Genomic DNA, 12111 nt, shown 5'->3' on the forward strand with positions numbered 1-12111 from the left:
TTACGCCGCGCCGACCGCCTTGGACGACTTCTCGAAGCGCTTGCGCTCGTTGGGGTCGAGATAGAGTTTGCGCAGGCGAATGGTCTTCGGCGTCACCTCGACCAGCTCGTCGTCCTGGATCCAGGCCAGCGCGCGTTCCAGCGTCATGCGGATCGGCGGGGTGAGCTTGACCGCCTCGTCCTTGCCGGCGGCGCGGATGTTGGTCAGCTTCTTGCCCTTCAGCACGTTGACTTCGAGGTCGTTGTCCCTGGAGTGAATGCCGATGATCATGCCCTGATAGACCTTGACGCCCGGATCGATGACCATCGGGCCACGGTCTTCCAGGTTCCACATGGCGTAGGCGACGGATTCGCCCTGCTCGTTGGAGATCAGCACGCCGTTGGTGCGGCCGGGCAGCTCGCCCTTGTAGGGCTCGTAGGCATGGAACAGCCGGTTCATCACGGCGGTGCCGCGCGTGTCGGTCAAAAGTTCCGACTGGTAGCCGATCAGGCCGCGCGTCGGCGCGTGGAAGACGATGCGCTGGCGGTTGCCACCCGAGGGCCGCAGTTCGACCATCTCGGCCTTGCGCTCCGACATCTTCTGCACGACGACGCCTGCATGCTCCTCGTCGACGTCGATGACGACTTCCTCGACCGGCTCCAGCAATTCGCCGTTCTCGCCCTTCTGCATGACGACGCGCGGACGCGAGACGGCGATCTCGAAGCCTTCGCGGCGCATGGTCTCGATCAGCACGGCGAGCTGCAATTCGCCACGGCCCGAAACGAAGAACGAATCCTTGTCCGGCGATTCCTCGATCTTGAGCGCGACATTGCCTTCGGCCTCGCGCAGCAGGCGGTCACGAATGACGCGGCTGGTCACCTTGTCGCCTTCTGTGCCGGCGAGCGGGCTGTCGTTGACCAGGAAGGACATCGTCACCGTCGGCGGATCGATCGGCTGCGCATGCAGCGCCTCGGTCACCGCAAGGTCGCAGAACGTGTCGGCGACAGTGCCTTTCGACAGGCCGGCAATGGCAACGATGTCGCCCGCCTGCGCTTCTTCGATCGGCTGGCGCTCGAGGCCACGGAAAGCGAGGATCTTCGAAATGCGGCCGGTTTCAATCTGGGTGCCGTCATTGTGCAACACCTTGACCGCCTGGTTGGACTTCAGCGTGCCGCTCTCGATGCGGCCGGTGATGATGCGGCCGAGGAACGGGTTAGCCTCCAGGATGGTGCCGATCATGCGGAACGGGCCGGGATGCACGGTCGGCGCCGGGACATGCTTGATGACGAGATCGAACAGCGGCGCGAGCTGCTGGTCCTTGGGGCCCTCGGGGTTTTCAGACACCCAGCCGTCGCGGCCAGAACCGTAAAGGATCGGGAAGTCGAGCTGCTCGTCGGTGGCGTCGAGCGCGGCGAACAGGTCGAACACCTCGTTGACCACTTCGACATGGCGCGCGTCGGGCCGGTCGATCTTGTTGATGACGACGATCGGCTTCAGGCCGACCTTGAGGGCCTTGCCGACGACGAACTTGGTCTGCGGCATCGGCCCTTCGGCCGCGTCGACCAGCACGATCGCCGAATCCACCATCGACAGGATGCGCTCGACCTCACCGCCGAAATCGGCGTGGCCGGGGGTGTCGACGATGTTGATGCGGGTGTCCTTCCAGTCGACCGAGGTCGCCTTGGCAAGAATGGTGATGCCGCGTTCTTTTTCGAGGTCGTTGGAATCCATGGCGCGCTCGGCGACGCGCTGGTTGTCGCGGAAGGAGCCGGACTGCTTCAAAAGCTGGTCGACCAGGGTGGTCTTTCCATGGTCGACGTGCGCGATGATCGCGATATTACGGAGGTTCATGATTCTGGTCTCGGAAGCGTTGCAGGCAGCAGGCCAAGGGCGCTGCCTCTTTCGGTTGCGCGGCTCATACAGGGTTTTTCGCAGTTGCGAAAGGGGACGCGCGACACCAAATACTCATCAAATCTTAACGGTCTCGGTGTGAAATGATTTTGTTAACCAAGGCGGGAACCTTTCGAGGCCCGGACAGTTCGAACGTCATGACCGATAAACTCAACCGTTTTTGGCCGCTTATCGCGTCCGCCGCTTTCGCCATGCTGCTGGCGGCCAACGCCGCGCAGTCGGCGGCGACGCTGAAGGAAGCGCGCTCTCTCCTGCCGCCTGAGGCGCCTTCCGCGCAACAAGCCTTCGCCGACGCGCCCGATGGCGTCGACCCGGTGGTGACCGGCCCGGTCAGCACCGCCTTCAAGCAGAAACAGGCCAGCGCCAATTGCGATGCGGCGGTTTGGCCCAACATCCCGATGGTCTGCTACCCGGATTGATGGCTCGGGCAGCCGGCAAAGCTGCCAATCTCACCCCTCGTGGGGGAGATCGCTAAATTCGCCTGCCGCCTCAGGCCGCCTGCGGTTCCGGATCAAAGGCCGGCCGGCTTGTGTTGATCAGCAGCGAAATACAGGCGGCGGCGATCGCGGTCATGCCGGCAATGAGGAACGCCAGTTCGTAATTGCCCTGCAGTTCGCGCATCGTGCCGCCGAAGGCCGCGGCGGTGGCGGCACCCACCTGGTGGCCGGCGACGATCCAGCCGAACACGATCGGCCCGCTGCGGTCGCCGAAGGCTTCGTTGGCGAGCCTGAGCGTCGGCGGTACGGTGGCGATCCAGTCGAGCCCGTAGAGCACGGCGAAGATGATCAGGCTGGTTGCCGAGAAGCCGGAATAGGGCAGGTAGATCAGCGACAGGCCACGGATGGCATAATAGACGCCGAGCAGCTTGCGCGGGTCGAAGCGGTCGGTGAGCCAGCCCGACAGCGTCGTGCCGATCAGGTCGAAAATGCCCATCATCGACAGCAGGCCGGCCGCCTGTACCTCGCCGATGCCCATGTCGCCGCAGAACGCGATCAGATGCGTGCCGACAAGGCCATTGGTGGTGAAGCCGCAGACGAAGAAGGTGGCGAACAGGTACCAGAACACCCTTGTCCCGGCGGCGCGGCGCAGCGTGTTGAGCGTATGCGCCAGGAAGTTGCCTTGTGACGCGGGCGAAGTCGGCGGCACATCATCCGCCTCCGCGCCATAACGCACCATGCCGATGGAGGCCGGGCGCTCCGGCACCAGCAGCCAGACAAAAGGGATCAACGCCGCGGTGGCGATCGCGACGGCGATGACGACAGGCTGCCAGCCGCCGGCCTGGGCAAGCGAGGCGATCAGCGGCAGGAAAATCAGCATGCCGGTGGCGCTGGAGGCCGACATCAGCCCCATGACAAGGCCGCGATTGGTCTTGAACCAGCGGTTGACGATGGTGGCGCCCAGCACGCTGGCGACGGCGCCGGATCCGATGCCGGAAAAAACGCCCCAGGTGATGAACAGATGCCAGGGCTTGGTCATGAGCAGGCTGAGCGCGGTTGAAGCCGACATCACCACCAGCGACGCTAGCAGCGTGCGGCGCAGCCCGATGCGTTCCATGAGCGCGGCGGCGAACGGACCGGTCAGCCCGTAGAGCAGGATACCGACGCCCGCGGCCAGCGAAATGACGTCGCGCCGCCAGCCGAAGCTGTTTTCCAACGGCAGCATCATGACCGACGGCGCGGAGCGCAGGCCGGCCGCGATCAGCAGGCAGAGGAAGATGACGCCCACCACGACGAAAGCGTAGCGCTGGCCAAAGGGACGGGATTGAGCTATCATGTTACTGACCGGTACGTTGCAAGGTGGGAGTATGTATACGTACCGATCGGTAACATTGTCAATCGAGTCCCATGATGCCAGCCGACAAAAATATTGAACTGACCATCAGCGACCGTCATGCATCGGCGCCACCCAAGGCCGCCAAGAAGATCCTCGACGTGGCCTATGACCTGTTCTACCGGCGAGGCATCAGGGCGATCGGCGTCGACGAGATCGTGAAGCGCGCCGGCGTCACCAAGCCGAGCCTCTATCGCAGCTTTCCTTCCAAGGACGAACTGGCCGCTTCCTACCTCAGGCAATACGACCGCGAGTACTGGGAGCGGTTCGACGAGGCCGTTGCCGCCCATCCCGGCGATCCCCGCGCACAGATCATCGCGCTCCTGACTCGCGTCGGCAAGCGGACGCAGAAACCGGACTATCGCGGCTGCGGCATGACCAATGCGGCCGTTGAATATCCCGAGCGTGGCCATCCGGCTCGCGTGGTGAGCGAGGACAACAAACAGGAACTGCGCCGCCGGCTGCGTGCCATGGCGGCCGCGATGGGCGCGCAGGACCCCGACACGCTGGGCGACGGGCTGCTGCTCCTCATCGAGGGCGCCTATATCAGCGGCCAGCTGTTCGGCCTCGGTGGCCCCGCGCAGTCGGTCGCCCGCAACGCCGACCTGCTGATCGAAGCCAGCTTGAAGAAATAGCGATTGGCGGTACGCTGTTCCGGCCCGAACCGGAGGTGTCCGTCATGCGTGCCGTTCTGATCCCGCTTGCCCTCGCCGGCCTCTGCCAGGCAGCCCATGCCGGCGACATTTCCAGCGCCTACACCGACCTCGACTGGACGAAGGACTGCGTGACCTACGCGCAGGCCGAAGGCGACGGCGAGTGGGCCGATCTCGCTTGCTCAGGCTATCGCGGCTATCCCGTGCTGATCGCCTATGATGATGCCCGTGAATCGCTGTTTTACGGTTTTCCACCCGGCGGCGACATGACATCCGTCTGGGAGAGCTTCTCAGACTTCAGTTCTTCGGGCGCCAGGATCGAATGGCGCATCGAAACGACCCGCGACAGGGCCGTTCCGTTCGCTGTCATCCATCGCCGCACGGTCAGCAATCCGGAGGATGACAAAAAGTCGACGGATGTGCTGCTTGTCGCCAAGGTCGGCCAGATGGATGCGCGGGAAAGCTGCACGGTCGGCCTTGTCCTGGCCACCGGCAACCCGCAAGCCAACGATCAAGCGCGAAAACTCGCCGACGAAAAGGCGCGCACCTTTGCCTGCGGCAAGGACCGGCACACAGCCATCGGCAATGTGCCTGCCTTTGGGAGGGTGGATAACTGAGCGCCAGTAACTTCATCATCCACGGGCGGAGCAAGGAGCGACGCGGCGCAGAATTCTGCGCCGCCCCGCACTGCACCTGGGCGTCACGGCATGGATACCAGGGTCTACGCGACGCCGCTTCGCGGCTGCTCCGCCCTGGTATGACGAAGCTGAGAGGCTTCTCCAACCTACCGGCCGTGCAAGGTAAAGGGTCCGTAGGGTCCCAGCGTCGCCTACTTGCTCGCCTTCGCCCGTTCAACCGCGTCGATGATCATCTTCTTGGCGTATTTGGAATCGTGCCAGCCTTCGATCTTGACCCATTTGCCGGGTTCGAGATCCTTGTAGTGCTCGAAAAAGTGCTGCACCTGCTGGCGCGTGATGTCGGGCAGCTGCGTGTATTCGGTGACGTTCTCGTAGCGCAGCGTCAGCTTCGGCGACGGCACGGCGATGATCTTTTCATCCTGGCCGGCATTGTCTTCCATGATCAGCACGCCGATCGGCCGCACATTGATGACGCAGCCCGGCACCAGCGCGCGCGTGTTGCAGACCAGCACGTCGATCGGGTCGCCGTCCCCCGACAGCGTGTGCGGCACGAAGCCGTAATTGCCGGGGTAGCGCATCGAGGTGTGCAGGAAGCGGTCGACGAACAGCGTGCCGGCCTCCTTGTCCATCTCGTACTTGATCGGCTCGCCGCCGATCGGCACCTCGATGATGACGTTGACGTCCTCAGGCGGATTCTTTCCAGTGGCTATGGCTTCGATGCGCATGGCTTTTGTCCCTCTCGCGATTGGCAGGAGATAGCGGGCGGCGCAAAATGGTGCAATGCGGCGAATGGCGCTCACATGCATCGGGGGCGACGCGAATGCGTCCGGCGCGTTCAATCATCGGCACAAGATATTTCAGCGGCGTGATTTGCGTGAGCCCGGGACTGCGCCTTCCGCGATCGCCCCGGCAGTCATTCCCAGATGAAGGCGACCTTCTTCAGCGCCTTCTGCTCGAAGATCTCGACACCCTCGGCGATATCGCGGCCGCCGGCCCCTGCATAGAAGGCGAGCGCGTTCTGGTTGTCTTCCAGCGCCCACACCACCATGCCTTTCAGCCCATGATCGGCAAGCCGCGCCCTGGCCGCCGAAAACAGCCGCCTGCCGAGACCGATGCCCTGATATTCCGGGCGCAGGTACAGTTCGTAGATCTCGCCCTGCTGCTTGAGCTCCTTGGCGCGGTTCTTGCCGATCGTCGCATAGCCGGCGATCGTGCCGCCGATCTCGACGACCAGCACGGTGGCCGCGCGGCGGATGGCATTCGCCCACCAGTCGGTTCCCCGGCGGTTGATCATCGACGTCAGCGTGCGGTGCGGAATGATACCGGAATAGGCGCCGCGCCAAGCTTCCAGGTGCACTTCGGCGATGGCGCCGGCATCGCGCGGGTCTGCCTTCCGAATGTCGATCGTCAGCGTATTCATGATTTGTTAACCATAAACCCGCATCGGGCGATTGCAAGAGTCCGGGCGCCCCGCCAACCGCTTTCTCACAGCCGATCCTGACATTGCAGACATTGCCCAAAGCCTGCCTGAAAACGCGCTAAGCCGAGGCGGATGGCGTGGCTTTCGAGAACCGAAGCGCAGCGGACTTCTAGGTCCGTGAGCTCAGTTCTACTGCGACGCAGTAGAACGGGGAAACACAGAAAGCCGCGTCAGGCGGCCGGCTGAGTAGCGTTTGCAGGCAGGCTTTCAGATTTCGACCAGATGGTCGTCCAGCTCGTTGGTATCACCCGAGGTGACCGGGAAATGCTCGGCCAGCACCGCCCCGACCTGTCCGATCGCCTTGACGAAGCCGTCGGCGAGCCGGTCGTCGCCGGCATGGGCGGTGAGATCGCGCACGACGCCGTCCCAGACATGTTGGCCGACCTTGGCGTCGATGCCCGAATCGGCGACCACCTCGGCATAGCGCTCGGCGATAGAGACGAAGATCAGCACGCCGGTCCGCGCCGTGGTGCGGTGGACGTTGCGGGCGAGGAACTGCTTGACCGCATTGGCGTGCGCCGCCTGATAGCGCAGCCGGCGCGGCACCATGTGGATGCGCAGGCCGGGCAGCGCCCACAGCAGGGCCAGCACGCAGGCCAGCGCCAGAAGCTCGGCGATGACGAAATGCGGCAGCCGGATGGTGAGCCACCAGGCCTCCAGCCCATAGGCGACGGCGAGGCTGACGATCAGCATGCCGAGCGTCGCCATCAGCGCGGCGGGAGCGAAATAGCCATCGCTGGCATGCGCCACGACGCAATAGATCTCACCATCGGTTTGCGCTTCGGCGGCGCGGATCGCAGCGGCGATGCGCTCATGATCCTGCGGGCTGATCGGTCGTGTTGCCATGATCTTGTCTCACCAGCTTCCTGAAGAACCGCCACCGCCGGACGAGCCGCCGCCGCCCGAAAACCCGCCGCCGCCGCTGCTCGACCCCGAGGACCACCCGCCGCCGCCAGACGACCAGCCGCCGCCAGACGATCCCGTCGTCCAGCCGCCGGTTCCGGATGATCCGCTCGGCCCCTGCCCGTAACGAAACGTCATGCCCAGCCATCTATACACGCCCGGCGACAGCTTCGTGCCGAACATCGGCGGCAGGAAGGCCATGGCCAGGCCACCGAAGAACATCGTCGCCCACAGGATCAGGAACACGGCGACGATCGGGTCCATGGGAGTGCTGTTGTCGGCGGGATTGCGGCGGCCGCGCGCCTCAAGTTCCTCCGGATTGCCTTCCAGCACCATGACCATGTCATCGACGGCCTTGGAGATACCACCGGAGAAATCGCCGGCACGGAACGCCGGCACCATGTCGTTCTCGATGATCAGCTTGGTATGCAGGTCGGTCAGAGTGCCTTCCAGACCATAGCCGACCTCGATACGCATCTTGCGGTCGTTGGGCGCGACGAGCAGCAGAACGCCGTTGTTCTCCTTAGCCTGGCCGAGCTTCCAGAAGCGGAACAGCCGGTTGGCGTAGGGCTCGATCTCCTCGCCGCCGAGGCTCGGGATGGTGGCGACGACGATCTGGTCGGAGCCCTTTGCCTCGAAATCCGCCAGCTTCTGCGTCAATGCCGCTTTCGTTCCGGCATCGATGATGCCGGCATTGTCGACCACCCGGCCGGTCAGCGCCGGGAGATCGGCGGCCAGGGCGGCGATCGTGGCAAGCAGCAGGGCCGCCAGGGTGATAAAGGCCAGGCGCAGTCGCGAAGCGAGTTGGCTGGGTATCGAAGGAACGGCAGCTATCACCATGCCTACCAGCTTCCCGAGGAGCCGCCGCCGCCGGACGAACCGCCGCCGCCCGAAAATCCGCCGCCGCCACCACCCGAAGACCAGCCGCCGCCCGAACTTCCGGACGACCAGCCGCCACCGGATGAGGACCGCCGATGGGGCTCGAAGGTCATGCCGAGCCAGCGATAGCGCCCGGGCCCCAGTTTCTGGCCGAAGATCGGCGGCAGGACCGAGGCCGCGATGCTGCCGAAGAAAATGATCGCCCAGATGCCGATGAAAATGGCGAAGAACAGGTCGTCGGAATTGAAGGGCGCCTGCTCGTTGCGCTTGCCGCGCGCCTCCAGCTCCTCCGGATTGCCCTCCAGCACCATGATCATGTCGTCGACGGCCTTGGAGATGCCGCCCGGGAAATCACCGGCGCGGAACGCCGGCACCATGTCGTTTTCGATGATCAGCTTGGTGTGCAGGTCGGTCAGCGTGCCTTCCAGCCCATAGCCGACCTCGATGCGCATCTTGCGGTCGTTGGGCGCGACGAGCAGCAGAACGCCATTGTTTTCCTTGGCCTGGCCGAGCTTCCAGAAGCGAAACAGACGGTTGGCGTAGGGTTCGATTTCCTCGCCATCGAGGCTGGGAATGGTGGCGACAACGATCTGGTCGGAGCCTTTTGCCTCGAAGTCGGCGAGTTTCTGGGTCAGCGCGGCACGGGTGCCGGCGTCGATGATGCCGGCATAGTCAACCACGCGGCCAGTCAGCGCGGGGAGATCGGCGGCGAAGGCGGTTAGGGGGAAAAGGAGGATGCCGGCAAGAAGGCCAAGAAAGGTAGCGTAGGCGCGAGGCCCCCCTCTCTGTCCTGCCGGACATCTCCCCCTCAAGGGGGGAGATTGGCGGCTTCGCTGCCGGCTCTCACTTTGAGAGGTTGAAAATTGGCCAAAGCCTGGACAACGGCTGATCTCCCCCCTTGAGGGGGAGATGTCCGGCAGGACAGAGGGGGGTGTTTGCACGCCAGCGGTCCGTCTTGTGGCAAAGAGACGCTCAGCCGATTTCGCGAATTACCCGCCCTGCTTCGTGCCGAAATCGACCTTCGGCGGCTGCATCTTGTCTTCGTCGACGGTGAAATTGGCGAAGGGCTCGTTGCTCCGGAACCAGAATGTCGCCCACAGCACCGACGGGAAGGTCTTCAGCGTCAGATTGTAGTCCTTGACCGCCTGGATGTAGTCGCGGCGGGCAACGGCGATCCGGTTTTCCGTGCCTTCGAGCTGTGCCTGCAGCGCCAGGAAGTTCTGGTTGGCCTTGAGGTCGGGATAGGCCTCCGACACCGCGATCAGCCGCGACAGCGCGCTGGTCAGCCCGGACTGGGCATCCTGGAACTTCTTCAGCGCTTCGGGATCCTTCAGCGTTTCCGGCGTCACCGTGATCTGCGTCGCCTTGGCGCGCGCCTCGACCACCGCGTCGAGCGTGTCCTTTTCATGCGAGGCATAGCCCTTCACCGTCTCGACCAGATTGGGGATGAGGTCGGCCCGGCGCTGATACTGGTTCAGCACCTCGCTCCATGCCGCCTTGGCGTTTTCCTCCGCCGTCGGGATGGTGTTGTAGCCACAGCCGGCAAGCAGCGGCAGCACGATTGCCATCATCAGGAAGGCGGGCAGCGTGCGGAATGTCGACGGTCGGGCAAGGCGCTGGGCAAGCATGATGGGATCCCTCGATAGAAGTTGCATGCGAAGCATTACCACAATCGGCGCGCAAGAAAACGGCAACGGCGCGCCAGGAATACACCGCGCCTCGCAGGGCCCTGTGATTGGCCGCGCGAACGCGATAAGCTCCTGTGAAAACAGGACATCATCATGGCGCAACGCCAGGACAGCGACAGCGAATCGCGCCGTATCCTCGAGCGCGTCGCGCAGGAGACCGATCCGGCCGGCAACTCTTTCGTGGCGCGGACGACGAAAGGCGTGCGCGACCATGTCTCCGCCGTCGATGCCGACCGAACGGATCCGATCGAGGTCTGGGGCACGCGTATTGGCCGGATACTCGGCCTGCTTCTGGCGCTGGGCCTGATGGTCTGGCTCGTGCTTTTCCTCACCCGGGGCAGCTAGGAATCAAAAACAATGAGCGCCGAAAAACCCGACGCGCCGCGCGCGGTCATCGTCATTTCCAGCCATGTCGCCCGTGGCTCCGTCGGCAACCGCGCCGCCGTCTTCGCGCTGGAAACGCTGGGGTTTCCGGTCTGGGCGGTGCCGACAATCATCCTGCCCTGGCATCCCGGCCATGGCCGCGCCACCCGCATCGTGCCGCCGCTCGACCAGTTCAAGGCGCTGATGGCCGATCTGGAGCGCGCGCCGTGGCTCGGTGAAGTGGGCGCGGTGCTCTCCGGTTACCTCGGCGAGGCCGGCCAGGCCGAGGCCGTCGCCTCGCTGGTCGCAGCGGTCAAGGCCAGGACGCCTGACGCCGTCTATATCTGCGATCCGGTGATGGGCGATTCCGGCGGCCTCTACGTGCCCGAGCCCACCGCCGCCGCCATGCGCGACCGGCTGATGCCGATCGCCGACATCGCCACCCCCAACCGCTATGAGCTGGAATGGATGGCGGGCGCGCCGCTGCCCGACCTCAAATCGGTGATCTCGGCCGCACTTCATGCCGGACCGTCGACCATGCTGGTCACCTCGGCACCGTCGATGATTTCAGGCGGCACCGGCAATTTGCTGCTCGACGGCACGCAGGCGCTGCTCGCCGAACACCGCCTGATCGACAAGCCGCCGAACGGCCTTGGCGACCTGACCGCGGCGGTCTACCTGGCGCGCATCCTCTCCGGCCAGCCGGCGATCAAGGCGCTGCAGTCCACCACGGCGGCGGTCTACGAGATCCTGGCGCGCACGGCCAAGCGCGGCGGCGACGAATTGCAGCTCGAAACCGATGCGCAAAGCCTGTCGCACCCGATGGCCATGGTCCAGCTTCGCCACCTGGCGCATCCGGGGCGGGACCGCCGGGCGTGACCCCGGCCAAGGTCGCGCTCGTCGGCGCCGATGGCTGCAAGGCCGGCTGGATTGCCGTGCGACGCAATCCGGGGATCGCTCCGTCGGTCGATGTCTTCCCCACATTCGCTGCCCTGCTGGCAACGATCCCCGATGACGCGATCGTCGCCGTCGACATGCCGATCGGCCTGCCGGAGTTGTCGCAAAAGGGCGGGCGCGGACCGGAAGCGCTGGTCCGGCCGCTGCTCGGCCCGCGCCAGTCCAGCGTCTTTTCGATCCCGTCCCGCGCCGCGCTCTATGCCGAGACCTGCGACTTCACCACGATCGAAGCCTGGTACGCCGCGCATCGCAGTGCAAGCGAGGTGGCCAGGACCACATCCGATCCACCGCGCGGCGTTTCCATCCAGGCCTTCGGCATCTTCTCGAAAATCCGCGAGATCGACACCTTGCTGATCGCGCGGCCCGATTTGCGGCGCCGCGTCTTCGAATCGCATCCGGAAGTCGCCTTCTGTCGCCTGAACGGCGATCAGGCTATGTCGCTGCCGAAGAAGATCAAAGGTGCGGTCAACCCGGCAGGCATGGCGGAGCGCAGGGCACTGCTTTGCCGGCACGGCTATGACATGGATTTCCTCGACCGACCGCCGCCCCGTGGTGCGGCCGCCGACGATTTCCTCGATGCGGCCGCGATGGCGCTGATCGCCGGCCGCATCGCCAGCGGCGAAGCAAAACCGTTTCCCGACCCGCCGCTCGCTGACGGTTTTGGCATACCGGTCGCCATCTGGGCGTGACAATGTCCGAAGGCAACCCGCTACGGCGCATGGCATTTGTGGCCAGCCCCTACAATTCCGCATTGCTCGAAGCGGGCTTTTACCGTTAGAGCCTTCCTCGACCGCAACGCATCGGCCCGAAAGCCGGAATCGGTTTTCGCG

The 12111-nt window shown here is 64.6% G+C and carries 14 protein-coding genes; 6 read left to right on the forward strand and 8 right to left on the reverse strand.

Features of this window, described 5'->3' with window-relative positions:
• The gene (gene typA, locus FJ948_RS06290; RefSeq protein ID WP_027145159.1) at positions 1–1830 is read right to left on the reverse strand and encodes a translational GTPase TypA; all 1830 of its coding nucleotides are present in this window, start codon (positions 1828–1830) and stop codon (positions 1–3) included.
• Between the two features lie 197 nt (positions 1831–2027).
• Between typA and FJ948_RS06295 the strand changes: the two genes are divergently transcribed.
• On the forward strand, positions 2028–2309 hold the full coding sequence (locus FJ948_RS06295; protein ID WP_246677462.1) for a hypothetical protein: 282 nt from the start codon (positions 2028–2030) through the stop codon (positions 2307–2309).
• Positions 2310–2379: 70 nt separating this feature from the next.
• Here FJ948_RS06295 and FJ948_RS06300 read toward each other — a convergent pair whose 3' ends face one another.
• Positions 2380–3663: an MFS transporter gene (locus FJ948_RS06300; protein ID WP_181173578.1), complete on the reverse strand. Its 1284-nt coding sequence runs from the start codon at positions 3661–3663 to the stop codon at positions 2380–2382.
• 74 nt (positions 3664–3737) lie between these two features.
• Between FJ948_RS06300 and FJ948_RS06305 the strand changes: the two genes are divergently transcribed.
• On the forward strand, positions 3738–4355 hold the full coding sequence (locus FJ948_RS06305; protein ID WP_140702631.1) for a TetR/AcrR family transcriptional regulator: 618 nt from the start codon (positions 3738–3740) through the stop codon (positions 4353–4355).
• A 44-nt stretch (positions 4356–4399) separates the two neighbouring features.
• The gene (locus FJ948_RS06310; protein ID WP_140702633.1) at positions 4400–4990 is read left to right on the forward strand and encodes a hypothetical protein; all 591 of its coding nucleotides are present in this window, start codon (positions 4400–4402) and stop codon (positions 4988–4990) included.
• 212 nt (positions 4991–5202) lie between these two features.
• On the opposite strand, the gene ppa is transcribed toward FJ948_RS06310, so the two are convergent.
• From ppa to FJ948_RS06340, 6 genes are all read right to left on the reverse strand, one after another.
• Positions 5203–5736 carry an inorganic diphosphatase gene (gene ppa, locus FJ948_RS06315; RefSeq protein ID WP_140702635.1) on the reverse strand — a complete coding sequence of 178 codons (534 nt, stop codon included), beginning with the start codon at positions 5734–5736 and terminating at the stop codon, positions 5203–5205.
• Between the two features lie 188 nt (positions 5737–5924).
• Positions 5925–6431 carry a GNAT family N-acetyltransferase gene (locus FJ948_RS06320; RefSeq protein ID WP_140702637.1) on the reverse strand — a complete coding sequence of 169 codons (507 nt, stop codon included), beginning with the start codon at positions 6429–6431 and terminating at the stop codon, positions 5925–5927.
• A 267-nt stretch (positions 6432–6698) separates the two neighbouring features.
• Entirely contained in the window at positions 6699–7337 is a 639-nt protein-coding gene (locus tag FJ948_RS06325; RefSeq protein WP_140702638.1) for a TPM domain-containing protein, read from the reverse strand.
• A 9-nt stretch (positions 7338–7346) separates the two neighbouring features.
• Entirely contained in the window at positions 7347–8234 is an 888-nt protein-coding gene (locus tag FJ948_RS06330; RefSeq protein WP_140702639.1) for a YgcG family protein, read from the reverse strand.
• 2 nt (positions 8235–8236) lie between these two features.
• Positions 8237–9085 (reverse strand): YgcG family protein, encoded by an 849-nt coding sequence (locus FJ948_RS06335; protein ID WP_140702641.1) that lies wholly within the window; start codon positions 9083–9085, stop codon positions 8237–8239.
• Positions 9086–9262: 177 nt separating this feature from the next.
• Positions 9263–9901, reverse strand: a complete 639-nt coding sequence (locus FJ948_RS06340; protein WP_140702643.1) for a LemA family protein — start codon at positions 9899–9901, stop codon at positions 9263–9265.
• A 153-nt stretch (positions 9902–10054) separates the two neighbouring features.
• Here FJ948_RS06340 and FJ948_RS06345 point away from each other — a divergent pair, with 153 nt between their 5' ends.
• From FJ948_RS06345 to FJ948_RS06355, 3 genes are read left to right on the forward strand one after another with little or no spacing between them, the layout of a single operon-like run.
• Positions 10055–10306, forward strand: coding sequence for a hypothetical protein (locus FJ948_RS06345; protein ID WP_140702644.1), 252 nt, complete (start codon positions 10055–10057; stop codon positions 10304–10306).
• Between the two features lie 12 nt (positions 10307–10318).
• A complete protein-coding gene (gene pdxY, locus FJ948_RS06350; protein ID WP_140702646.1) occupies positions 10319–11203 on the forward strand; it encodes a pyridoxal kinase PdxY in 885 nt (294 codons plus the stop codon).
• On the forward strand, positions 11200–11970 hold the full coding sequence (locus FJ948_RS06355) for a DUF429 domain-containing protein (RefSeq protein ID WP_140702648.1): 771 nt from the start codon (positions 11200–11202) through the stop codon (positions 11968–11970). The genes pdxY and FJ948_RS06355 overlap by 4 nt, the downstream gene beginning before the upstream one ends.
• The last annotated feature ends 141 nt before the right edge of the window (positions 11971–12111 follow it).

It is taken from the genome of Mesorhizobium sp. B2-3-12, from assembly GCF_006442205.1.
GTDB lineage: Bacteria > Pseudomonadota > Alphaproteobacteria > Rhizobiales > Rhizobiaceae > Mesorhizobium.